20 protein-coding genes are annotated in these 22,712 nt (G+C 61.6%); all 20 read right to left on the reverse strand.

Features of this window, described 5'->3' with window-relative positions; genetic code table 11:
- Positions 1–3: 3 nt before the first annotated feature.
- The 20 genes from nuoM to mnmA all read right to left on the reverse strand — a co-directional run bounded on the left by nuoM (position 4) and on the right by mnmA (position 22,675).
- Positions 4–1,533 (reverse strand): NADH-quinone oxidoreductase subunit M, encoded by a 1,530-nt coding sequence (nuoM, locus tag DNK10_RS17330; RefSeq protein WP_131182452.1) that lies wholly within the window; start codon positions 1,531–1,533, stop codon positions 4–6.
- Between the two features lie 41 nt (positions 1,534–1,574).
- Positions 1,575–3,422 (reverse strand): NADH-quinone oxidoreductase subunit L, encoded by a 1,848-nt coding sequence (gene nuoL / locus DNK10_RS17335; protein WP_131192407.1) that lies wholly within the window; start codon positions 3,420–3,422, stop codon positions 1,575–1,577.
- A complete protein-coding gene (gene nuoK, locus DNK10_RS17340) occupies positions 3,419–3,727 on the reverse strand; it encodes an NADH-quinone oxidoreductase subunit NuoK (RefSeq protein ID WP_070883764.1) in 309 nt (102 codons plus the stop codon). The genes nuoL and nuoK overlap by 4 nt, the downstream gene beginning before the upstream one ends.
- Positions 3,724–4,233 (reverse strand): NADH-quinone oxidoreductase subunit J, encoded by a 510-nt coding sequence (gene nuoJ, locus DNK10_RS17345; protein ID WP_131192408.1) that lies wholly within the window; start codon positions 4,231–4,233, stop codon positions 3,724–3,726. The genes nuoK and nuoJ overlap by 4 nt, the downstream gene beginning before the upstream one ends.
- A gap of 46 nt (positions 4,234–4,279) precedes the next feature.
- Positions 4,280–4,828, reverse strand: coding sequence for an NADH-quinone oxidoreductase subunit NuoI (nuoI, locus tag DNK10_RS17350; protein WP_131192409.1), 549 nt, complete (start codon positions 4,826–4,828; stop codon positions 4,280–4,282).
- Between the two features lie 153 nt (positions 4,829–4,981).
- Positions 4,982–5,974 (reverse strand): NADH-quinone oxidoreductase subunit NuoH, encoded by a 993-nt coding sequence (gene nuoH, locus DNK10_RS17355; RefSeq protein ID WP_131182456.1) that lies wholly within the window; start codon positions 5,972–5,974, stop codon positions 4,982–4,984.
- Positions 5,971–8,715, reverse strand: a complete 2,745-nt coding sequence (gene nuoG / locus DNK10_RS17360; protein WP_131192410.1) for an NADH-quinone oxidoreductase subunit NuoG — start codon at positions 8,713–8,715, stop codon at positions 5,971–5,973. Before nuoG ends, nuoH begins: the two co-directional genes overlap by 4 nt.
- Positions 8,716–8,821: 106 nt before the next feature.
- A complete protein-coding gene (gene nuoF, locus DNK10_RS17365) occupies positions 8,822–10,183 on the reverse strand; it encodes an NADH-quinone oxidoreductase subunit NuoF (protein ID WP_131182458.1) in 1,362 nt (453 codons plus the stop codon).
- Complete coding sequence (nuoE, locus tag DNK10_RS17370; RefSeq protein WP_131192411.1) at positions 10,180–10,680, reverse strand: NADH-quinone oxidoreductase subunit NuoE; 501 nt, start codon at positions 10,678–10,680, stop codon at positions 10,180–10,182. Before nuoE ends, nuoF begins: the two co-directional genes overlap by 4 nt.
- A gap of 10 nt (positions 10,681–10,690) precedes the next feature.
- Entirely contained in the window at positions 10,691–12,472 is a 1,782-nt protein-coding gene (gene nuoC / locus DNK10_RS17375; protein ID WP_131182460.1) for an NADH-quinone oxidoreductase subunit C/D, read from the reverse strand.
- A 60-nt stretch (positions 12,473–12,532) separates the two neighbouring features.
- Positions 12,533–13,210, reverse strand: a complete 678-nt coding sequence (locus DNK10_RS17380) for a NuoB/complex I 20 kDa subunit family protein (protein ID WP_131182461.1) — start codon at positions 13,208–13,210, stop codon at positions 12,533–12,535.
- Positions 13,211–13,220: 10 nt separating this feature from the next.
- Entirely contained in the window at positions 13,221–13,634 is a 414-nt protein-coding gene (locus DNK10_RS17385) for an NADH-quinone oxidoreductase subunit A (RefSeq protein ID WP_131192412.1), read from the reverse strand.
- Between the two features lie 457 nt (positions 13,635–14,091).
- Positions 14,092–15,687: an isocitrate lyase gene (locus DNK10_RS17390; RefSeq protein ID WP_131182463.1), complete on the reverse strand. Its 1,596-nt coding sequence runs from the start codon at positions 15,685–15,687 to the stop codon at positions 14,092–14,094.
- Positions 15,688–16,307: 620 nt separating this feature from the next.
- Positions 16,308–17,117, reverse strand: coding sequence for a secretin N-terminal domain-containing protein (locus DNK10_RS17395; protein WP_131192413.1), 810 nt, complete (start codon positions 17,115–17,117; stop codon positions 16,308–16,310).
- Entirely contained in the window at positions 17,114–17,734 is a 621-nt protein-coding gene (locus tag DNK10_RS17400; RefSeq protein ID WP_131192414.1) for a DUF7931 domain-containing protein, read from the reverse strand. Before DNK10_RS17400 ends, DNK10_RS17395 begins: the two co-directional genes overlap by 4 nt.
- 49 nt (positions 17,735–17,783) lie before the next feature.
- Positions 17,784–18,209, reverse strand: a complete 426-nt coding sequence (locus DNK10_RS17405) for a GNAT family N-acetyltransferase (RefSeq protein ID WP_131192415.1) — start codon at positions 18,207–18,209, stop codon at positions 17,784–17,786.
- On the reverse strand, positions 18,202–19,368 hold the full coding sequence (locus tag DNK10_RS17410; RefSeq protein ID WP_131182467.1) for a ribosomal protein uL16 3-hydroxylase: 1,167 nt from the start codon (positions 19,366–19,368) through the stop codon (positions 18,202–18,204). Before DNK10_RS17410 ends, DNK10_RS17405 begins: the two co-directional genes overlap by 8 nt.
- 80 nt (positions 19,369–19,448) lie before the next feature.
- Positions 19,449–20,819: an adenylosuccinate lyase gene (purB, locus tag DNK10_RS17415; protein ID WP_131192416.1), complete on the reverse strand. Its 1,371-nt coding sequence runs from the start codon at positions 20,817–20,819 to the stop codon at positions 19,449–19,451.
- 123 nt (positions 20,820–20,942) lie between these two features.
- Positions 20,943–21,563 carry a high frequency lysogenization protein HflD gene (gene hflD / locus DNK10_RS17420; RefSeq protein ID WP_131182469.1) on the reverse strand — a complete coding sequence of 207 codons (621 nt, stop codon included), beginning with the start codon at positions 21,561–21,563 and terminating at the stop codon, positions 20,943–20,945.
- On the reverse strand, positions 21,560–22,675 hold the full coding sequence (mnmA, locus tag DNK10_RS17425) for a tRNA 2-thiouridine(34) synthase MnmA (RefSeq protein ID WP_131192417.1): 1,116 nt from the start codon (positions 22,673–22,675) through the stop codon (positions 21,560–21,562). Before mnmA ends, hflD begins: the two co-directional genes overlap by 4 nt.
- Between the last annotated feature and the right edge of the window lie 37 nt (positions 22,676–22,712).

The following is a 22,712-nucleotide window of genomic DNA, read 5'->3' on the forward strand; positions in this document are numbered from 1 at the left end:
ACCCTATCGGCCCGAAGCGAGTTGATTGAGGGCGCCGCTGAACCACTGCTGCACGCCTTGCATGCTGGCGGCGGAGGTGTCGAGCACCGGCTGCGGGTAAACACCGAGCAGGATCAGCAGCACGGCCAGGCACAGCACCATGCTCAGCTCACGAAATTGCAGGCCCGGCAGCGGACTGTCGTTCTTGACCGGGCCGAAGTGCGCGCGGTGGATCATGATCAGCGAATACACCGAGCCCAGTACCAGGCCGGTAGCCGCGATCACGGTGATCCAGGGGGCGGTCGGGAAGCTGCCGATCAGGATCAGGAACTCGCCGACGAAGTTGCCGGTGCCCGGCAGGCCCAGTGCGGCGGCTGCGAAGAACAGGCTCAATGCCGGCAGCCAGGACATGCGCGCCCAGATGCCGCCCATCTCGCGCATGTCACGGGTGTGCAGGCGTTCGTACAACTGGCCGCAGAGGATGAACAGCGCGGCAGCCGACAGGCCGTGGGCCATCATCTGCACCACCGCGCCCTGCAGGGCGATCTGGCTGCCGGAATAGATGGCGATCAGCACGAAGCCCATGTGCGAGACGCTGGAGTAGGCCACCAGGCGCTTGATGTCGGTCTGCGCGAAGGACAGCAGCGCACCGTAGATGATCGCGAACACGCCCAGGCACATGGCGATGGGCGCGAACTCTGCCGACGCATTGGGGAACAGTGGCAGAGCGAAGCGCAGCAGGCCGTAGGCCGCGGTTTTCAGCAGGATACCGGCCAGATCCACGGAGCCGGCGGTTGGCGCCTGAGCGTGAGCGTCCGGCAACCAGGAGTGGAAGGGCACTACCGGGAACTTCACCGCGAAGGCGATGAAGAAGCCGAGCATCAGCAGGTACTCGGTGCTTTCCGACAGCTGGGTCTTGAGCAGGTCTGCATAGTTGAAGGTCAGCACGCCGGTCTGGTTGAAGTGCACGAATACCAGGCCGAGGATCGCCACCAGCATCACCAGGCCGCTGGCCTGGGTGAAGATGAAGAACTTGGTGGCCGCGGTGATGCGGCTCTTGCCCGGGCTGCCGCTATGACCCCAGAGCGCGATGAGAAAATACATCGGCACCAGCATCATTTCCCAGAAGAAGAAGAACAGGAACAGGTCGATGGCCAGGAACACGCCGACCACGCCGCCGAGGATCCACATCAGGTTGAGGTGGAAGAACCCGACACGGTTGTGGATCTCGCTCCACGAACAGAGCACCGAGAGCACACCGAGCAGACCGGTGAGGCTCACCATCAGCACCGACAGGCCGTCCATCGCCAGGTGGATGCTGATACCGAAACGCTCGATCCAGCGCACCTGGAACTCGTGGGCCCAGCGCGGCTCGGCACCCGGAGCGGGAGCCAGGCTGAAGTCGCCGGTGCCCCACAGCCACAGGCCGAGGCCGAACAGCAGAGACATGGTCAGCAGCGCGATCCAGCGCGGCAGGGTGGCGCCGAAACGCTCGCCCTGCCAGCACAACAGGCCGCCGATGAAGGGAATCAGGATTAGCCAAGGCAGAATCATGACGGACGGGATTCCTTAGAAAAAGTATGCGGGATCATCGGTCAGGCCATCAGCACGGCGGCGAGCACCAGCACGGCGCCCCCGGCGATGGAGATGGCGTACCAGCGCAGATGTCCGGTCTCGCTGCGGCTCAGGACACTGTGACCACCACGCGCCAGGCGCGGGATGATGGCGATGGCACCATCGATGGGGTCACGGGCGAGCAGGCGGCAGAGGAACAGGTAGGGCTGCACGAAAATCTTGTCGTAGAGCCAGTCGAAGCCCCAGGCAGCGAACCACCAGGCCGACAGGAAACGCCCCGGCGCGCTGTTGGCGACCGCGGTAGCGAAGCTGCGTCTGCCGAGGAACAGCATGGCCGCCAGCAGGATGCCGGCCAGGGCGATGCAGGCCGAGACGATTTCCAGGCTGTGCTTGGCCTCGCCACCGGCGTGTCCGGCGCTCTGCGGCAACACGCCAGCCAGCGGCGGGGTGATCCAGGCGCCGATGAAGGTCGACAACACGATCAGCACGATCAGTGGCAGGTTGTGAGCGATGCCATGGCCGGCATGGGCTTCGGTCTTCTGTTCGCCATGGAAGGCGATGAAGATCAGCCGGAAGGTGTAGATCGAGGTCATGAAGGCGCCCAGCAGGCCGGCGTAGAGCAGACCGGAGCTACCGCTGGCGAAGGCTTCCCAGAGGATCTCGTCCTTGGAATAGAAGCCCACGGTGATCAGCGGCAGCGCCGCCAGGGCCGAGCCGCCGACGATGAAACTGGCGTAGGCCAGCGGCAGCTTCTTCCACAGGCCGCCCATCTTGAAGATGTTCTGCTCGTGATGGCAGGCATGGATCACCGAGCCAGAGGCGAGGAACAGCAGTGCCTTGAAGAAGGCGTGGGTCATCAGGTGGAAGATCGCCGCGTCCCAGGCACCCACGCCAAGGGCAAGGAACATGTAGCCGATCTGGCTCATGGTCGAGTAGGCGAGGATGCGTTTGATGTCGGTCTGCACCAATGCCGCGAAGCCCGCCAGCACCAACGTCACACCGCCGACGATGCCGACCAGGTGGAGAATCTCCGGGGTCAGCAGGAACAGGCCGTTGGTACGGGCGATCAGGTAGACACCCGCAGTGACCATGGTCGCGGCGTGGATCAGTGCCGATACCGGTGTAGGGCCGGCCATGGCGTCGGCCAGCCAGGTCTGCAGCGGCAACTGCGCGGATTTACCGACTGCGCCGCCGAGCAGCATCAGGGTCGCCAGCCACAGCCAGGTGTCGCCTGCCGCGTATTTCTGCGGTGCCAGCACCATCAACTCCTGAATGTTCAGGGTGCCGAGGTTGAGGAACAGCAGGAACAGGCCAATCATCAGGAACACGTCGCCGATGCGGGTGACGATGAAGGCTTTCAGCGCCGCGTTACCGTTGGGCACGTGCTTGTAGTAGAAACCGATCAGCAGGTACGAGCACAGGCCCACGCCTTCCCAGCCGAAGAACAGGGTCATCAGGTTGTCGCCCAGCACCAGCAGCAACATGCTGAAGATGAACAGATTGGTGTAGGAGAGGAAACGCGAGTAACCCTCTTCACCACGCATGTACCAACTGGCGAACATATGGATCAGGAAGCCCACACCGGTCACCACGCCGAGCATGGTCAGCGACAGACCGTCCAGGTACAACGTGAAGCTCGGCGCCAGACCCTCGACGCTCATCCACTGCCAGAGAGTCTGGGTGTAGACGCCGCCTGCCGGTGGCGCGGTATTGAACTGCCACATGATCCAGGCGGTGGTCAGTGCCGACAGGCCGACCGAACCGACGCCGATCAGTGCCGCGCTACCTTCGCTCAGACGGCCGCGGGAGAAGGCCAGGATCAACCAGCCAAGCAGAGGAAACAGTAACGTCAGGAATAAGAAGTTCATCCGCGCATCTCGCTGGCTGCGTCGATATCGAGGGTGTGGAAGCGGCGATACAGCTGCAGCAGGATCGCCAGGCCGATGCTCGCTTCGGCAGCCGCCAGGGCGATGATCAGAATGAACATGATCTGCCCGTCAGCCTGGCCCCAGCGTGCACCCGCCACGACGAAGGCCAGGGCGGCGGCGTTCATCATCACTTCCAGGCTCATCAGCACGAACAGGATGTTGCGACGCACCATCAGACCGACCAGACCGAGACTGAACAGCACGCCGGCCAGCGCCAGGCCGTGCTCCATTGGAATACCGTTCATGGCGTAGCGTCCTTGATGTCGTTGCGGCCCAGGTGATAGGCGGCGACCAGCGCGGCGAGCAGCAGCATGGAAGCCAGTTCCACGGCCAGCAGATAAGGGCCGAACAGATGAATGCCCACGGCTTTGGCATCGACCGTGGTGTGACCGATGGTGACACCGCTCGGTACGGCGAACAGCACGTACAGCAACTGCCCCAGCAATACGGCGGAAAGCAGCGCCGGGCCGATCCAGATGCCCGGGGTCAGCCAGGTGCGTTCCTGCTGTACGGAGGCCGGGCCGAGGTTGAGCATCATCACCACGAAGACGAACAGCACCATGATGGCGCCGGCGTAAACGATGATTTCCAGTGCGCCGGCGAACGGCGCGCCGAGGCTGAAGAACACCATGGAAACGGCGAGCAGGGAAATGATCAGGTAGAGCAGGGCGTGCACCGGGTTCTTGCTGGTGATCACACCCAGGGTCGAGGCAACCGCGACCCCCGCGGAGAAGTAGAAGGCGAATTCCATGGTCATGGCCTCGACGAACGAATGGCGGACGGGAGGATGAGACGGATCATGGCAGCAGCCCCTTGACGTTGATCGGCTCGGCTTCATCCTGCGCGGCGCCTTTGGGCTTGCCGGCGATGGCCATGCCGGCCACGCGATAGAAGTTGTAGTCCGGGTTCTTGCCGGGGCCGGAGATCAGTAGATCTTCCTTCTCGTAGACCAGATCCTGACGCTTGAACTCGCCCATCTCGAAATCCGGGGTGAGCTGGATCGCGGTGGTCGGGCAGGCTTCCTCGCACAGACCGCAGAAGATGCAGCGCGAGAAGTTGATACGGAAGAAGTCCGGATACCAGCGACCATCCTCGGTCTCGGCCTTCTGCAGCGAGATGCAGCCCACCGGGCAGGCCACCGCGCACAGGTTGCAGGCCACGCAGCGCTCCTCGCCGTCGGGGTCGCGAGTCAGCACGATGCGCCCGCGGTAGCGCGGCGGCAGGTACACCGGCTCTTCCGGGTATTGCAGGGTGTCACGCTTGCGGAAGCCATGGCCGAAGATCATGACCAGGCTGCGCAATTGGGTCGCGGTACCGACCAGTACGTCCCAAATGTATTTGAACATCGTCTCTCTCCTAAGAGGGCATCTACAAATTGCTGCGCTCGGTCATGCCGCGTTGAAATCCGTCTCAAAATGCTCATGTACTGCTCGTACACTCCGCTTTTTCGACTGACTTCGCCTTGCCTGACCTTCGCTCGCTGCTTTGTAAATACCCTCTTACTGGGCCGCGGCCAGCACGACTGCGCCGGTCACCAGCAGGTTGATCAGGGTCAGCGGTAGACAGAACTTCCAGCTGAAGGCCATGACCTGGTCATACCGTGGGCGCGGGATGGAGGCGCGCAACAGGATGAAGATCATGATGAAGAAGCAGGTCTTGAGCGCGAACCAGATGAACGGGATTTGCGGCAGGATGCCGAACGGGCCGTGCCAGCCGCCGAAGAACAGGGTCACCAGCAGAGCGGAAATGGTCACGATGCCGATGTATTCACCGACGAAGAACATGCCCCATTTCATGCCGGCGTATTCGATGTGGTAGCCGTCGGCCAGTTCCTGCTCCGCTTCCGGCTGGTCGAAGGGGTGACGGTGGGTCACGGCGACGCCGGCGATGAAGAAGGTACAGAAGCCGAAGAACTGCGGAATGATGAACCACAGGTTCTCGGCCTGGTAGTCGACGATATCGCGCATGTTGAACGAGCCGACCTGGGCGACGATGCCCATCAGCGCCAGGGCCAGGAATACTTCGTAGGACACCGTCTGCGCCGAGGCGCGCAAGGCGCCGAGCAGGGCGAACTTGTTGTTGCTCGACCAACCGGCGAACAGCACGGCGTACACCGACAGACCCGCCATGGCGAAGAAGAACAGGATGCCGATGTTCAGATCCGCCACGCCCCAGTTGGGGGTGATCGGAATGATCGCGAAGGCCATCAGCATCGCGGCCATGGCGATCACCGGGGCCAGGGTGAAGATCACCTTGTCGGCGAAGGGCGGCGTCCAGTCCTCCTTGAAGAACATCTTCAGCATGTCCGCAGCGATCTGGAACATGCCGAACGGACCAACCCGGTTGGGGCCGTAGCGATCCTGCCACCAGCCGAGCAGACGCCGCTCGACGAAGCTCAGCAGCGCGCCGCACACCACCACGGCAAGCAGGATGACGACGGCCTTGAGCACTTCCTGGATGATGTCGAGCAGTTGTGGAGTCAGCCAGCTCATTGCGTGGCCTCCCCACTGCCTGTAATGGAGAGCGCAGTAACCGCAGCACCAGCAAGCGCTGGCGGAATGCCCGGCAGGCCGACTGGCAAGCCGATCAGGCCGACACCCAGCTCATCGATGACGCGCAGCGGCAGACGCAAGGCCTGACCGTTGACCTGCAGGTCGAGCAGGGCGCCATCGTTGACACCGAGGCGATCGGCTTCATCCTTGCACAGCGCGGCATAGGCAGCCGGCATGCGCTCGGCGATCGGTTCGGCACGCGAAGCCATCTCATCGCTGCCGAACAGATGATGCAGCGAGACGACCTGCCAGGTGCCCTGGGCCGGATTGAACGGCGCAGGAGCGGAGAACCAGCCCAGGTTTTCGCCCTTGGCTTCGATCAGGCGAACGCCCGGATCCCCGGCCCGCAGGTGACCACCGACTTCGTCCTGGAACTTGTTCCAGGCTTGTGGCGAGTTCCAGCCCGGCGACCAGGCGAAGGGGATCTGCTGGCGTGCCTCCTTGCTGCCGGAATAACCTTCCATGGAGAAGGAGAAGGCACTGTCGATGTCCTGGGATACACGCGGCTCGTGCACGTTGATATTGGCGCGCATGGCGGTACGGCCGCTGTAACGGTGCGGTTCGCGGGCCAGCTTCATGCCCTTGATACGGAACGAGGCGCTCGGCGCGGCATCACGGATGCCGGCCAACTGTGCGCTGCTGGCGGCGCAGGCGGCAGTGACATGATCCAGTTGCGTCCAGTCGACAGAACGATTCTGCAGAGTGCTATGCAGCGCATGCAGCCAACGCCAGCCTTCGCGTACCAGCACATTGCTGTCGTAGTAGGACGGGTCGTAAACCTGGAAGAAACGCTGGGCGCGACCTTCCTGGCTGACCAGAGTGCCATCGCCCTCGGCGAAGCTGGCGGCCGGCAGCAACAGGTGCGCCTTGGCGCTGGTTGCGGTGTTCTGATGGTCAGCGACTATCACCACCTTGGTGGCGGCGAAGGCAGTATCCACCTTGCTGGCATCAGCACGGCGATAGAGGTCATTCTCCAGTACCACAAGGGCATCGGCCTGGCCGGAGGTCAGGGCCTCAAGGGCTTCGTCCAGGCTATGGCCGGAGAAGTTTTCACCCATCAGCAGGGACAGGCCCATGCTGTTGGCTTCCGGTACCACCAGGCTGATGGAGCCATTCTTCTCGCGATTCTTCAGGGCGCTGGCAATGTTCGCCGCTGCCTCGATCAGGGCTTTGCTGCCCAGGGACGCGCCGGAGACGATCAGCGGCCGCTTGGCGTTCAGCAGAGCCTTGGCGATGCGCTGCACCAACTCCGCCGCTTCGCTTTCCAGGCCGCTGACGGCCGGGGCGCTCGGGTCGATGGCGTGGGCCACGGCAAAACCGATACGGGCCAGGTCGTCCGGAGCGGCGTGCACGCACTGCTCGGCGACGTCATCCAGGCGGGTGGCGGTAACGCTGGCGATGAACAGTGGATTGAGGGCATTCTGGGCGACGTTCTGCACTGCCGCCATGTGCCAATCCTGAATCTTCGCACCGGCGGCGATCTCGGTGGCCTTGCCCTTGACCGACTGGCGCAGGGCCAGGGCGATGCGCGCGGCGGTCTGGGTCAGATCCTCACCGAGCACGAACACCGCGTCATGGCTTTCGATATCGCGCAGGGTCGGCACCGGCAGCGGGCCGTTCTGCAGGATGTCGCGGATAAGGCGGATATTGGCCTGTTCGGCAGCAGCGATACCGGAGTAGAAGTTGCCTTCGCCGACCAGCTCGCGCAGGGCGAAGTTGCTTTCCAGGCTGGCACGCGGCGAACCGATGCCGATCACCTTGCGGTTCTTCAGCAGCGCAGCGGCCTGATCCAGCGCGGCATCCAGGCCCATCTTCATCTTGCTGAGCACCATCAGCGGCTGACGAGGACGGTCTTCACGGTTGACGTAGCCATAGCCGAAGCGACCGCGGTCACACAGAAAGTAGCCGTTAACCGAACCGTTGAAGCGGTTCTCGATGCGGCGCACTTCGCCATAGCGTTCGCCCGGGCTGGTGTTGCAGCCGCTGGAGCAGCCATGGCAGATGCTCGGGGCGAACTGCATGTCCCACTTGCGGTTATAGCGCTCGGAATGGGTCTTGTCGGTGAACACACCGGTCGGGCAGACCTCGACCAGGTTGCCGGAGAACTCGCTCTCCAGGGTGCCGTCTTCGACACGCCCGAAATACACGTTGTCGTGGGCGCCGTAGACGCCCAGATCGGTACCGCCGGCATAGTCCTTGTAGTAGCGCACGCAGCGGTAGCAGGCGATGCAGCGGTTCATCTCGTGGGCGATGAACGGGCCGAGCTCCTGGTTCTGGTGAGTACGCTTGGTGAAGCGGTAGCGACGGGCGTTGTGGCCGGTCATCACCGTCATGTCCTGCAGGTGGCAGTGGCCGCCTTCCTCACACACCGGGCAGTCGTGTGGGTGGTTGGTCATCAGCCATTCGACGACGCTCTTGCGGAAGGCCACGGCCTCTTCGTCGTCGATGGAGATCCAGCTATTGTCGGTGGCTGGCGTCATGCAGGACATGACCAGGCGACCGCGCGTGTCGTTTTCGTCGGTGTACTGCTTCACCGCACACTGGCGGCAGGCGCCGACGCTGCCGAGCGCCGGGTGCCAGCAGAAGTAGGGGATATCGAGTCCGAGGGACAGACAGGCCTGCAGCAGGTTGTCCGCACCATCGACTTCGAGATCTTTGCCGTCTACGTGGATAGTGGCCATTTTCTTCAGTCTTCGTTTGCCCACCCGAAGGTGGACGGGCTAAGGGAATTCGTTGTCGTCACCCGGGCCGGACGGCGCATCGCGCCCACCTGTCCAGCCATCGGGTTCATACCGCGTGTGCCGCCACTGGCGGCTTGATCGAGTCGGCGATTACCCCGGCGTCGAACTCATCACGGAAATATTTGATCGCGCTGCCCAGAGGCTCCACGGCACCCGGCGCGTGAGCGCAGAAGGTCTTGCCGGGGCCGAGGAAATTGACCAGGCCTAGCAGGGTGTCGATGTCCTCGCGGCTACCCTGCTTGCATTCCAGGGCACGCAAAATCTTCACGCTCCACGGCAGACCATCACGGCACGGGGTGCACCAGCCGCAGGATTCGCGAGAGAAGAACTCTTCCATGTTGCGCAGCAACGACACCATGTTCACGGTGTTGTCGACGGCCAGGGCCAGGCCGGTCCCCATACGGGTGCCGACCTTGGCGATGCCGGCGGCGTACATGGACGCGTCCAGGTGCTCGGGCAGCAGGAAGCCAGTGCCGGCGCCGCCTGGCTGCCAGGCCTTGAGCGTATAACCGTCGCGCATGCCACCAGCATAGTCTTCGAACAGCTCGCGGGCGCTGATACCGAAGGGCAGCTCCCAGATGCCTGGCGTCTTGACCTTGCCGGAGAAGCCCATCAGCTTGGTGCCGTGGTCTTCGCTGCCTTCGCGGGCCAGGGATTTGTACCAGTCGACGCCATTGGCGACGATGGACGGCACGTTGCACAGGGTCTCGACGTTGTTGACACAGGTCGGCTTGCCCCAAACGCCCACGGCGGCCGGGAATGGCGGCTTGGCACGCGGGTTGGCGCGGCGGCCTTCCAGGGAGTTGATCAGCGCGGTTTCCTCACCGCAGATGTAGCGACCGGCCCCGGTGTGCACGAACAGTTCGAAGTCGAAACCGCTGCCGAGGATGTTCTTGCCCAGCAGGCCGGCAGCTTTGGCTTCGTCGATTGCCCGGTTGAGGTTGGCGGCGGCGTCGACGTATTCGCCGCGCAGGAATATGTAGCCGCGATAGGCCTTCAAGGCCCGGGCGCTGATCAGCATGCCTTCCACCAGAAGGTGTGGCAGCTGTTCCATCAGCATGCGGTCTTTCCAGGTGTTGGGCTCCATCTCGTCCGCGTTGCACAGCAGATAGCGGATGTTCAGGGATTCGTCGTTGGGCATCAGGCCCCACTTCACACCAGTGGGGAAGCCCGCGCCACCGCGCCCCTTGAGACCGGAATCCTTGACCGTCTGCACGATGTCGGTCTGGGCCATCTCGGCCAGCGCCTTGCGCGCGGCGGCATAACCGTTCTTCTGCCGGTACTCCTCCAGCCAGACAGGTTGCCCGTCGTCGCGCAGGCGCCAGGTCAGCGGATGAGTCTCTTCGCTGCGGGGGATGCGATTCGCCGGGCCGAAGGAGGTGAGCAGGCTGGAACTGCGGCTGATCATTGGAAATTCTCCAGCAGTTGAGCGACGCCTTCGGGGTGAACGTCACCGAAGGTCTCGTCGTCGATCATCATCGCCGGCGCCTTGTCGCAGTTGCCCAGGCAGCACACGGGCAGCAGGGTGAAGCGGCCGTCAGCGGTGGTCTGGCCGGGCACGATGCCCAGCTCGGACTTGATGCTGCCGAGCACGTTTTCATGGCCACCGATGAAGCAGGTCATGCTGTCGCACACGCGAATGATGTGGCGGCCGACGGGCTGGCGAAAAATCTGGCTATAGAAGGTGGCGACACCTTCCACGTCGCTGGCCGGAATACCGAGAATCGCACCGATGGCGTCGGCGGCACCGTCCGGCACCCAGCCGCGCGCCTTCTGCACGATTTTCAAGGCTTCGATGGACGCCGCACGCGGGTCTTCGTAGTGGTGCATCTCGTGCTCGATGGCCGAGCGCTCGGTTTCGCTGAGGGCGAAACGGTCGGTCTGAATCAGGGCTGCATTGCTCATGGTGTTTTCCTCAGCGATCCACGTCGGCCATAACGAAGTCGATACTGCCCAGATACGCGATCAGGTCAGCGACCATGCTGCCGCGGATCACCGAAGGGATCTGCTGCAGGTGCGGGAAGCTCGGGGTACGGATGCGCGTGCGGTAGCTCATGGTGCTGCCGTCGCTGGTCAGGTAGTAGCTGTTGATACCCTTGGTCGCTTCGATCATCTGGAAGCTTTCGTTGGCCGGCATGACCGGGCCCCAGGAAACCTGCAGGAAGTGGGTGATCAGGGTTTCGATGTGCTGCAGCGTGCGCTCTTTCGGTGGCGGCGTGGTCAGCGGGTGATCCGCCTTGTACGGGCCTTCCGGCATGTTGCGCATGCACTGGTCGATGATCTTGATGCTCTGGCGCATCTCTTCGACGCGTACGATGCAGCGGTCATAGGCATCGCCATTGACGGCCAGCGGTACTTCGAACTCGAAGTTCTCGTAGCCGGAGTAGGGGCGTGCCTTGCGCAGGTCGAAATCGCAGCCAGTGGAACGCAGGCCGGCACCGGTGGTGCCCCATTCCAGCGCTTCCTTGGTGTTGTATTGCGCGACGCCGATGGTTCGGGCCTTGAGAATGCTGTTGCGCAGCGCGGCCTTTTCGTACTCGTCGAGGCGCTTGGGCAACCAGTCGACGAATTCCTTGACCAGCTTCTCCCAGCCACGCGGCAGATCGTGGGCGACACCGCCGATGCGATACCAGGCCGGGTGCAGGCGGAAGCCGGTGATGGCTTCGATCACCTTGTAGGCGCGCTGGCGGTCGGTGAAGGTGAAGAACACCGGGGTCATGGCGCCGACGTCCTGGATATAGGTGCCCAGGAACAGCAGGTGACTGGTGATGCGGAAGAACTCGGCCATCATGATGCGGATGGTGTCGACCTTCTGCGGCACCTTGATGCCCGCGAGCTTCTCGACCGAGAGCACGTACGGCAGGTTGTTCATCACCCCGCCGAGGTAGTCGATGCGGTCGGTGTAGGGGATGAAGCTGTGCCAGCTCTGCCGCTCGGCCATCTTCTCGGCGCCGCGGTGGTGGTAACCGACTTCCGGCACGCAGTCGACGATCTCTTCACCGTCGAGTTGCAGGATGATGCGGAATGCACCGTGGGCAGAGGGGTGGTTGGGGCCGAGGTTGAGGAACATGTAGTCCTCGTTCTCGCTCTGGCGTTTCATGCCCCAGTCTTCCGGGTTGAAACGCGCGGCTTCTTCCTCGAGCTGTTGCTTGGCCAGGGTCAGGCTGAACGGATCGAATTCGGTGGCGCGCGCCGGATAATCCTTGCGCAGCGGGTGACCTTCCCAGGTCGGCGGCATCATGATCCGGGTCAGGTGCGGGTGACCGGTGAAATGGATGCCGTAGAGATCCCACACTTCGCGCTCGTACCAGTTGGCGTTCGGCCAGATTCCGGTTACGGAAGGCAGATTGAGGTCGCCTTCACGCAGGGCCACCTTGATCATCACGTCGCTGTTACGTTCCAGCGACATGAGGTGATAGAACACGGTGAAATCGGCGTCCGGCAGGCCGCGGCGCTGAGTACGCAGGCGCTCATCGACGCCGTGCAGGTCATACAGCATGACGTAGGGGCGCGAGGCCTGGCGCAGGAAGCGCAGCACCTCGACGAGCTTGTCGCGGCCGACCCAGATGACCGGCATGCCGGTGCGGGTGGCCTGCAGCGTGAAGCTGTCGGCGCCAAAACGGGATTGAAGCTCAACGACGACGTCTTGGTCGTCCGCCTTGTACGGCGCAATGGACACGGTGGTGTCTGCAGTCATGGTCTCGATCGCTATCGGTCAACGTAGAGAGTGAATCCGGCCTTGCTGGGAAAGCGGGACTCAGACTTCGTCAGGGGAACGCAGGTTGGTAACCGCAATGCGCTGCTCGCGACGCTGTTCTTTCTGCGAGGGCATCTCGGCGCGATAAACGCCTTGATCACCAACGACCCAGGACAGCGGGCGGCGCTCCTGACCGATCGATTCCTGCAGCAGCATCAGCCCTTGCAGAAAGGCCTCGGGACGGGGCGGGCAACCGGGTATGTAGACGTCGACCGGGAGGAACTTGTCGACACCCTGAACAACCGAGTAGATGTCGTACATGCCGCCGGAGTTGGCGCACGAGCCCATGGAGATGACCCACTTGGGTTCGAGCATCTGCTCATAGAGACGCTGGATGACGGGCGCCATCTTGATGAAGCAGGTGCCGGCGATGACCATGAAATCGGCCTGCCGCGGGGATGCCCGGATAACCTCGGCACCGAAGCGCGCAACGTCGTGCGGGGCGGTGAAGGCGGTGGTCATTTCCACGTAGCAACACGATAGACCGAAGTTGTACGGCCACAGGGAGTTCTTGCGACCCCAGTTGACAGCACCGTTGAGAACATCCTCGAGCTTGCCCAGGTAGATGTTCTTGTGAACTTCGTCTTCTAGCAGCGGGTCGGAAACGACCTCCCGTTTGCCGATCGGGTATTGCTCGTTGGGAGCATCCGGATCGATCCGAGTAAGTTTGTATTGCATCGCCAAAGCCTCATTGTTTTAGCTTCGCCTGCCGAGCCTTGCGGCCCTCGGGTGCCCAATCAAGCGCACCGATACGCCAAAGGTAGACAAGACCTGCCAACAGAATGTTTATGAAAACGGCTGCTTCGATAAAGCCGGCCCAGCCGCTTTCGCGAACAGAGATGGCCCAGGCGAAGAGAAAGAGGGCTTCGACGTCGAAGATCACGAAAAGCATCGCGACCAGATAGAATTTGGCGGACAGGCGCAGGCGAGCACTGCCGGTGGGAAGCATGCCTGATTCGAACGGCTCGTTCTTGCTGCGGCCCCATGCCTTGCTACCCAGCAGGCTGGATAAGCCCATCATGAATGCACAAAGGCCAACGACCCCTAGCAGAAAAACGGCCAACGCCCAGTTATGGGACAGGGAACTGCTTGCTTCCAACATGCCGGGACTCCTCAGGCAAGGAACGGCTTCACGCGTAATTAAAAGTTATGGCAAGACAACGCAGGTCGCCTCGCAATCTATTTACATAATGTTATGCCTGTATTTGGTGTAAGTAAATTTTTCAGAGCAAAAAATTAATATTAAGCCGCTTGCCCTTGATCGATCATGGAATGAAAATCCTTTTGAATCAATGATTTATAATGGCCTGTGGATTTGAAATGCCAGTAGTCAGGTGAATGTAGTGAATAATTAAATACACTTCAATGGGAATATTTATCATTTGAGAATTTATTCTTTTAAGCCTTTATTTGTCGCTTAGTTATCCATCTATGGCGCACTTAAACAAACAGTGGTTATTGAATTTTTTTCTTTGTACTAGTTGCGGGAATAAAAAAGCCCCGGCATCGCTGCCAGGGCTCAGGAGTTAATCACGCACCTTGCGGTGCGTTAGCCGCTCTCAGTGGAACTGGTTCATCGTGTTGTCCTTGCCGCCCGCCTTCAGCGCGGCTTCGCCGGCAAAGTACTCCTTGTGGTTGTCACCAATGTCCGAGCCAGCCATGTTCTGATGCTTGACGCAGGCAATGCCCTGGCGGATCTCCTGACGCTGCACGCCTTTGACGTAAGCCAGCATGCCCTGATCGGCGAAGTACCCCTTGGCCAGGTTGTCGGTGGACAGGGCCGCGGTGTGGTAGGTCGGCAGGGTAATGAGGTGGTGGAAGATACCGGCGTTGGCCGAGCTGTCGCGCTGGAAGGTGCGGATCTTCTCGTCGGCAACCTGCGCCAGCTCGGTTTCATCGTACTCGGCGCTCATCAGCTTGGCGCGGTCGTAGCCAGAAACGTCCTTGCCTTCGGCGACGAACGCATCGAACACCTGTTGGCGGAAGCTCAGCGTCCAGTTGAACGACGGGCTGTTATTGTAGACCAGCTTGGCGTTGGGAACGACTTCGCGAACGCGATCGACCATGGCCTTGATCTGCCCGACGTGAGGCTTCTCGGTTTCGATCCAGATCATGTCGGCACCGTTCTGCAGCGAGGTGATGCTGTCCAGCACGCAGCGGTCTTCACCCGTGCCCTTGCGGAACTGGAACAGGTTGGACGGCAGGCGCTTGGGTCGCAGCAGCTTGCCTTCGCGGTTGATCACCACGTCGCCGTTCTTCAGCTCTGCCGCACTGATTTCGTCGCAGTCGAGGAACGAGTTGTACTGATCACCCAGATCGCCCGGCTCGTTGGTCACGGCGATCTGCTTGGTCAGGCCGGCACCCAGGGAGTCGGTACGGGCGACGATCACGCCGTCGTCCACGCCCAACTCGAGGAAGGCGTAGCGCACCGCGTTGATCTTGGCCAGAAAGTCGATGTGCGGAACGGTGACCTTGCCATCCTGATGGCCGCACTGTTTTTCGTCGGATACCTGGTTTTCGATCTGGATGCAGCAGGCGCCTGCCTCGATCATCTTCTTGGCCAGCAGGTAGGTGGCCTCGGGGTTACCGAAACCGGCGTCGATGTCGGCGATGATCGGCACCACGTGGGTTTCGAAATTGTCGATCTGCGCCTGGATTTCGCTCTGCTTGGCCCTGTCGCCGGAATCGCGTGCGGCGTCCAGCGCGCTGAACAGCTGATCCAGTTCGCGAGCGTCGGCCTGACGCAGGAAGGTGTAGAGCTCTTCGATCAGCGCGGCGACCGCGGTCTTCTCGTGCATCGACTGATCCGGCAGCGGGCCGAAATCGGAGCGCAGCGCGGCGATCATCCAGCCGGACAGGTAGAGGTAGCGCTTGTTGGTGGTCTTCAGGTGCTTCTTGATGGAAATCAGCTTCTGCTGGCCAATGAAACCATGCCAGCAACCGAGAGACTGGGTGTAGACGGAAGAGTCGGCGTCGTACTCGGCCATGTCCTTGCGCATGATGGCTGCGGTGTACTTGGCGACGTCCAGGCCGGTCTTGAAGCGGTTCTGGGCGCGCATGCGAGCGACGGATTCCGGGTTGATGGCGCTCCAGCTGCTGCCAGCAGCTTCTTTCAGGGCGGCAACGGCTTTGATGTCGTTTTCGTAAGCTGACATGGTCAATCCTTCAAGTGTGTGTTTGGTCGAGCACCGAGCGTCGCGCGCAGTCCAGGCGCAAGGCTCGGAGCGAGCTCACCGCAGACGTTGAGAGGAAACCGGAAGGAGGAGGGCACTTGGGCCGGGTGGACGAAACGCATCGGCAGGCACCACCCGCCGGATAGGCGAGTCGATATGCTTATGGGCCCGTGGACGCCCGCGGCACTGTGCTGATCGATACGTGAAACGCTTCCCCGTCCCTCAGGACAACCTCGTTCCAGTCGCCATCTCGTCGAGCTGCCTTGTGGGCGTACAGGCTGTTGAAGAACGTTAGCGAGGCGGCTGATGCGAGGCGGAAACAGACGAGAAGGCGGAGTGTACGAGCAGTACATGAGCACTTTGAGCCTGTTTCCAACGAAGCAGCAGCAACGTAGCTAGTTGTTCAGCAGCCTGCTAACAACACGAATCGATCCTGAGGTAGCTAGGATGCGACCCGGAGGCTCCGTTTCCAGAGCCCCTGATTAGCGGGAGCGAGGCCATCATGCGACCGACGAAAATGTTCGTCAATCGTTTTTGTAGTGTTTTTTTAGATCTACTACATAAGTCTTAGGTCGACCGTATGGTCACGTTTTACGGGCCTCTCAGTCGATTACGTCGACCTTCACGCGCATGCTCATATCTTCACGGCCTTCGGTGGAGTGGCGACGCAATACACCGCTGCTGCTGTCGGCCTGACTTTGTTCACTGCTGCCACCAATGCTGATCCATTCGCCGATTCGGCCGCTGACGCGGGTATCGGCCTGCTGGATGTCGATCACACCAGGTTGCGTCTGGTTGACACGGTCACGATTGCTGCTGATCTCCAGGTGCACGACATCACCGGCCAGGCTCGCGGTGACGTAGAAACCCTGGGTGACATTGCGATACTCGGTGTTGTTGTACACCTGGCCATAGGGCCCGCGACTGCTGGTGGTCACCGGTACGCTCTGGCCGACCTGAATCAGCGCCGGATAGCCTTCACTGGTCTGCACCTGCTGAGTGCCGCCGCCACGGCTGTCGGTACTACGGCGGATGATGCGCGCCTGATCGCGGCCATTGACTTCGCCACGACCAATCTCCACGCGGCCATTGCCGGCGCTGATGCTGCCATCCACGCCGTAACCCCGGTCATCGCGATAGGCGGACTCACTGGTGTCGACGCTGATCAGCAAGCGCCTCGGTTGAGTATCGAGTTGACCGAGCAGGGCGCGGATTTCCTCGATCTTGGCCGCCGGCGCGTTGACGATGAGCTGGTTGCCATAGGCGCTGACGCGCCCCTCGTTACCTAATGCCGACTGCACCACGGGCAGCAGGTCGCCAGCGGTTCGGTAGCTGAGCGGGATGACTTCGGTGGCAGCCACCGCCGACAGGCTGAAAGCGAGCAGGGCAGCGCTGAGAAAATACCGTTTCATAGCAGAAAACTCCGCAAATCAGGATCAAGGATGCTGGTCTCCCAGGTTTGATCGAATAACCGCTGCAATTGGCGAACACGGGCCGGATCCTGGTATTTCGCGTACCCGGCGAATTGATCCGGCTCAGGGCGCATCAACAGACCTTGATCGTCAGCCAGCAGAAAGGCGCCTTCGGGAAAAGGGTAATCCGGATGGCAGCGGCGCATCTGTACGTGGCTGGACAGTCTGCGCGATAACGCGATCAGCCGATGCCCGTCGCGAACCGCACGGCCGCTATCACGCAGCAGAATGCGCAGCCGGCTATTGCGATGGCTCAGCAGGAAGCGCGTACACGCTTCCTGGATGCTGCTGTGGTGGTAGAGCCAGGGTTCGAGGTCAGGGCTGTAAAGGCACAGCGTGCGGCAGGCCTGTTGCATCAAGGCCAGGGCATGGCTGCGAGCCTGATCGGGAAGGCTGAAGCGCTGCAGCGCCCGCTCACTGCCCCGCACGTAGGGCGCCGGCTCCCAGGCGGCGGGTTGCGGCAGCTGGCTGTCGGGGTTGTGCAGGGCAAAACGCCCTGGCGACTCGAACTCGATCAGGTCGAGCTCAGTGTCGTCGGGCGCGTGTTCATCGTTCATGCTGACCTCTGTGGCACCGGCGTAACGTCGCACAGGCCACAGCTGATCATCAGCCGCTGCTGCGCACCATGTCGACGTGAGGAATGCCCGCTTCCAGGTATTCCTCACTCACTACAGTGAAGCCCAGCTTTTCATAGAACGGCGTTGCCTGCACCTGGGCGCTGAGCATTTGCTGACTCAGCCCACGTTTCTCCGCCTCGGCGATTACCGACTGCAGCAGCGCTTCGCCGACCTTCAGGCCGCGCCAATCCTTGAGTACCGATACCCGACCGATCTGGCCATCGGCCAGCAGGCGCGCGGTACCGATCGGGTAGTCGCCGTCGCAGGCGAGAAAATGCACGGCATCGCTGTCTTCGGCGTCCCATTCCAGTTCAGGCGGCACGGCCTGTTCGGCGACGAATACCGTTTCGCGGATGCGTCGCAGTTCTTCGTAATCCTTGTGCCAGTCGGCGATGCGTATGCGCAGGTCATTCATCGGCAAACTCCAGGCTGCCTTGCTTGGCCAGTTCGAGCAGCAGGGTACGCGCTTCGTCGTTTGCCAGCCATGGGCCGAGGTTTTCCAGGTGCAGGGCATCGGCCGAGCAGACCATTTTCAGCAATTCGCGCAGGCCTGCGGAAAGCAGGCGGCTATGGCCACTGGCGAACAGCACCAGATCTTCGCCCACTTCGGACCAGGCCATGCGTGCGCTGGGGTTGCGGATCAGTACCGCGCCGTCTTCCAGTTGGTCGAGGAAACCATCCTCGTCGATCTCGATACCGGCGATCAGTTCCGGGTAGCGTGGCTCGGTCATGAACTGGCCGAACCAGGTCATCAGCAGGCGCTCATCGCCCATATGCTCGGCGAGCAGCGCCTTGAGACGATCCAGAGCATCGCGCTGGATTTCGTGCGGATCGCTGGCAGGCGCAGTGCCGGCGTCGCTATAGCGCGTTTCATCGGGCAGGAACTGGCCGAGAAAATCGGTGAAATGGGTCAGTACTTCGGCCGCGCTGGGTGCGCGGAAACCCACGGAATAAGTCATGCAATCGTCCTCGGCGGTACCACAGTGGGCCAGGAGCGGCGGCAGATAGAGCATATCGCCGGGCTCGAGCACCCATTCTTCAGTTTGATCGAATTGAGCCAGGATCTTCAGATCCAGATCTTGCAGCAGGGGGCTTTGCGAGTCGCACATCTGGCCAATCTGCCAGCGGCGGCGGCCATGGCCCTGCAGGAGAAATACGTCGTAATTGTCGTAGTGCGGGCCAACGCCGCCGCCGGGGGCGGCAAAGCTGACCATCACGTCGTCGATGCGCCATTTGGGCAGGAACTTGAACTGCTCCAGCAATTCGGCAACATCCGGCACGAACTGGTCGACGGCCTGTACCAGCAGCGTCCAGTCGCGTTCAGGCAACTGGGAGAAAGCATCCTCGGCGAAGGGGCCGCGGCGCACTTCCCATGGCGTTTCGCCATGTTCGAGCACCAGGCGCGATTCGACTTCTTCCTCGAGGGCGAGGCCGGCCAGTTCGTCCGGGGAGATCGGGCTTTCGAAAGCGGGGATGGCCTGGCGCACCAGCAGGGGCTTCTTCTGCCAGTAATCACGCAGGAATTCGCGTGCGCTCAGGCCACCCAATAGCTGAAGAGGAGCATCAGGATTCATCTGTAAGTCCTTGATATTTATTGATGCGTATAAAAAGAAACGCCCGGCTTCAGCCGGGCGTCCTTGAGACTGAAGACAGCTTAGATGCGTTTGGCCTGGGCCACCGCGTTGCCGATGTAGTTGGCCGGAGTGAGCTGCTTGAGCTCTTCCTTGGTTTGCAATGGCATATCCAGGCCGTCGATGAAGGCCAGCAGCGCTTCTGGCGTGATGCCCTTGCCACGCGTGAGCTCCTTGAGTTTCTCATAGGGATTCTCGATGGCGTAGCGACGCATCACCGTCTGGATCGGTTCGGCGAGCACTTCCCAGCAGGCGTTCAAGTCTTCAGCAATACGTTGAGTATTGAGCTCCAACTTACTGATTCCCTTGAGGCTTGCTTCGTAAGCGATCACGCTGTGAGCGAAGCCGACACCGAGGTTGCGCAGCACGGTGGAGTCGGTCAGGTCGCGCTGCCAGCGGGAAATAGGCAGCTTGCTGGCCAGGTGCTGGAACAGTGCGTTGGCGATCCCCAGGTTGCCTTCGGAGTTCTCGAAGTCGATCGGGTTGACCTTGTGCGGCATGGTCGAGGAGCCGATCTCGCCAGCCACGGTCTTCTGCTTGAAGTAGCCGAGGGAGATGTAGCCCCAGACGTCGCGATCGAAGTCGATGAGGATGGTGTTGAAACGGGCGATGGCATCGAACAGCTCGGCGATGTAGTCGTGAGGTTCGATCTGCGTGGTGTAGGGGTTCCACTGCAGGCCCAGGTCGCTCTCGATGAACTGACGGGCGTTGGCTTCCCAGTCGATCTGCGGATAGGCGGACAGGTGGGCATTGTAGTTGCCCACGGCACCATTGATCTTGCCGAGCAGCGGTACGGCGGCGACTTGGGTGATCTGCCGCTCCAGGCGGTAGACGACGTTGGCCAGCTCCTTGCCCAGGGTGGTCGGCGAGGCTGGCTGACCGTGGGTGCGCGACAGCATCGGCACGTCGGCGAATTTCACCGACAGTTCGCGGATTGCAGCGGCGATCTGGCGCATCAGCGGCAGCAGCACGTTGTCGCGACCTTCGCGCAGCATCAGGGCGTGGGACAGGTTGTTGATGTCCTCGCTGGTGCAGGCGAAATGGATGAATTCACTGACCTTGTCCAGCTCTGGCAGCTTGGCGGCCTGTTCCTTGAGCAGGTACTCCACGGCTTTGACGTCGTGGTTGGTGGTGCGCTCGATTTCCTTGACGCGCTCGGCGTGCTCCACCGCGAAGTTCTCGGCCAGCTCGTTGAGCAGCGCATTGGCTTCGGCGGAGAAGGGCGCGACTTCGCTTACACCTTCATGGGCAGCGAGGCGCTGCAGCCAGCGGACTTCGACCTGAACACGGAAACGAATCAGGCCATATTCGCTGAAAATGGGGCGCAGGGCGCTGGTTTTGCCGGCATAGCGGCCATCTACGGGCGAAACCGCGGTGAGCGAGGAAAGCTGCATGGGAGGCGTTCTCGGACAGTCGGGCGTTGAAAAGGGCGCACATCATACACGAATTAGGGCAGCCATCGGCGGCGCCCCTAGGTCATTCGATGAACGAGATGCACATCAGAAAAGTAGCGCAGATTAACTGCGCAGCATCGGGTAAAGCTCTCGCAGCAATTTGCGGCGACTGAACACCAACTGCCAGCGATGCCCACCCAGTTGCCGCCACAGGCGTCCCGAGCGGATGCCCGCGAGCAGCAGGGCGCGGATTTTCGAGGCATTGCCCGGCTGCTGCAGGAAGCGGCTGTCGCCCTGTACCTGAATACGCTGCCGGAAGGTGCTGATGGTGTCCTGGTACAGCGCACCGCATGAAGACACCACGTTCTCGTGGCCGATCCCGAAGTGTTCGGCCTGGCTCTGGATCTGATCCAGGCGGCTGCCCATCAGTTGCAAGAGGTCTCCGCGCTTGTCGAGTTGCCGCTCCAGGCCCAGCAGGGCCAGGGCATAGCGCAGCGGCTCGCGCTGCAGGCTGGTAGGGTCGCGTTCCAGAGCGCTGACCAGGGCGCGGTAACCCTCGCGCAGATTGAGGTCATCACCACCGAACACATCCAGGGTGCCCTTGGAATCACGCACCAGCAGGCTGCCGATGAGGCATGTCACTTCGCTTTCGGCGGCCTGGCCGGTCTTGGCAATCTTGTCGACCATCACCGCAGCTTGAAAGACAGCGCCAAGGGCGATCAGTTGTTCCTGTATCGAATTCATCGCGGGGCACCCTCGCTCCAGGGCTCGGCGCTTTCGATCACGCCACCGCCAAGACAGATATCGCCATCGTAGAACACCACGGACTGGCCGGGCGTGACGGCGCGTTGCGGCTGGTCGAACGTGGCACGGTAGCCATCAGCGCTGCGCTCCAGCGTGCAGGTCTGATCCGCCTGGCGGTAGCGAACCTTTGCGGTCAGTCGGCGCGGTGTGTCCAGTTCGACGGGGTTGACCCAGTAGATCTGCGACGCGTTCAGGGCGCGGGAGAACAGCCACGGGTGCTCGTTGCCCTGACCAACCACCAGCACGTTGCGAGTCAGATCCTTGTGCAGCACGTACCAGGGCTCGTCGCTGGCGTCTTTCAGGCCGCCGATGCCCAACCCCTGGCGCTGACCGATGGTGTGGTACATCAGACCGTGGTGGCGACCGATGACATCGCCCTCGGTGGTTTCGATATCGCCTGGCTGAGCCGGTAGATACTGCTTGAGAAAATCGCTGAAACGGCGCTCGCCAATAAAGCAGATGCCTGTCGAGTCTTTCTTCTTCGCGGTGGCCAACTCGTATTTCTCGGCAATCGCGCGCACCTGGGGCTTTTCCAGCTCGCCGACAGGAAACAGCGTCTTGCCAATTTGTTCACCGCCAACGGCATGCAGGAAGTAGCTCTGATCCTTGTTCGGGTCAAGGCCCTTGAGCAGCTCGCTACGTCCGTCGATATCGCGGCGACGCACATAGTGGCCGGTGGCAATCAGGTCGGCGCCAAGCATCAGGGCGTAGTCGAGGAACGCCTTGAACTTGATTTCGCGGTTGCACAGGATGTCCGGGTTCGGCGTGCGACCGGCCTTGTATTCGGCCAGAAAGTGCTCGAACACGTTGTCCCAGTACTCGGCGGCGAAGTTGGCGGTATGCAGCTTGATGCCGATGCGGTCGCACACGGCCTGAGCGTCCGCCAGGTCGTCCATGGCGGTGCAGTATTCGGTGCCGTCGTCCTCGTCCCAGTTCTTCATGAACAGGCCTTCGACCTGATAGCACTGTTCGAGCAATAGCAGGGCCGATACGGAGGAGTCGACGCCGCCAGACATGCCGACGATGACGCGTTGAGTGGCTGGATCTTGCATGGTCAGGATCGATACGGGCTTCAAAGGGGCGGGATTC

This window comes from Phytopseudomonas daroniae (assembly GCF_004327275.1).
Lineage (GTDB): Bacteria > Pseudomonadota > Gammaproteobacteria > Pseudomonadales > Pseudomonadaceae > Aquipseudomonas > Aquipseudomonas daroniae.

Excerpts from the sequence above, each read along its gene's own strand:
- nuoM (WP_131182452.1), bottom strand. The coding sequence starts at position 1,533 with ATGATTCTGCCTTGGCTAATCCTGATTCCCTTCATCGGCGGCCTGTTG.
- nuoL (WP_131192407.1), bottom strand. The coding sequence starts at position 3,422 with ATGAACTTCTTATTCCTGACGTTACTGTTTCCTCTGCTTGGCTGGTTG.
- nuoK (WP_070883764.1), bottom strand. The coding sequence starts at position 3,727 with ATGAACGGTATTCCAATGGAGCACGGCCTGGCGCTGGCCGGCGTGCTG.
- nuoJ (WP_131192408.1), bottom strand. The coding sequence starts at position 4,233 with ATGGAATTCGCCTTCTACTTCTCCGCGGGGGTCGCGGTTGCCTCGACC.
- nuoI (WP_131192409.1), bottom strand. The coding sequence starts at position 4,828 with ATGTTCAAATACATTTGGGACGTACTGGTCGGTACCGCGACCCAATTG.
- nuoH (WP_131182456.1), bottom strand. The coding sequence starts at position 5,974 with ATGAGCTGGCTGACTCCACAACTGCTCGACATCATCCAGGAAGTGCTC.
- nuoG (WP_131192410.1), bottom strand. The coding sequence starts at position 8,715 with ATGGCCACTATCCACGTAGACGGCAAAGATCTCGAAGTCGATGGTGCG.
- nuoF (WP_131182458.1), bottom strand. The coding sequence starts at position 10,183 with ATGATCAGCCGCAGTTCCAGCCTGCTCACCTCCTTCGGCCCGGCGAAT.
- nuoE (WP_131192411.1), bottom strand. The coding sequence starts at position 10,680 with ATGAGCAATGCAGCCCTGATTCAGACCGACCGTTTCGCCCTCAGCGAA.
- nuoC (WP_131182460.1), bottom strand. The coding sequence starts at position 12,472 with ATGACTGCAGACACCACCGTGTCCATTGCGCCGTACAAGGCGGACGAC.
- DNK10_RS17380 (WP_131182461.1), bottom strand. The coding sequence starts at position 13,210 with ATGCAATACAAACTTACTCGGATCGATCCGGATGCTCCCAACGAGCAA.
- DNK10_RS17385 (WP_131192412.1), bottom strand. The coding sequence starts at position 13,634 with ATGTTGGAAGCAAGCAGTTCCCTGTCCCATAACTGGGCGTTGGCCGTT.
- DNK10_RS17390 (WP_131182463.1), bottom strand. The coding sequence starts at position 15,687 with ATGTCAGCTTACGAAAACGACATCAAAGCCGTTGCCGCCCTGAAAGAA.
- DNK10_RS17395 (WP_131192413.1), bottom strand. The coding sequence starts at position 17,117 with ATGAAACGGTATTTTCTCAGCGCTGCCCTGCTCGCTTTCAGCCTGTCG.
- DNK10_RS17400 (WP_131192414.1), bottom strand. The coding sequence starts at position 17,734 with ATGAACGATGAACACGCGCCCGACGACACTGAGCTCGACCTGATCGAG.
- DNK10_RS17405 (WP_131192415.1), bottom strand. The coding sequence starts at position 18,209 with ATGAATGACCTGCGCATACGCATCGCCGACTGGCACAAGGATTACGAA.
- DNK10_RS17410 (WP_131182467.1), bottom strand. The coding sequence starts at position 19,368 with ATGAATCCTGATGCTCCTCTTCAGCTATTGGGTGGCCTGAGCGCACGC.
- purB (WP_131192416.1), bottom strand. The coding sequence starts at position 20,819 with ATGCAGCTTTCCTCGCTCACCGCGGTTTCGCCCGTAGATGGCCGCTAT.
- hflD (WP_131182469.1), bottom strand. The coding sequence starts at position 21,563 with ATGAATTCGATACAGGAACAACTGATCGCCCTTGGCGCTGTCTTTCAA.
- mnmA (WP_131192417.1), bottom strand. The coding sequence starts at position 22,675 with ATGCAAGATCCAGCCACTCAACGCGTCATCGTCGGCATGTCTGGCGGC.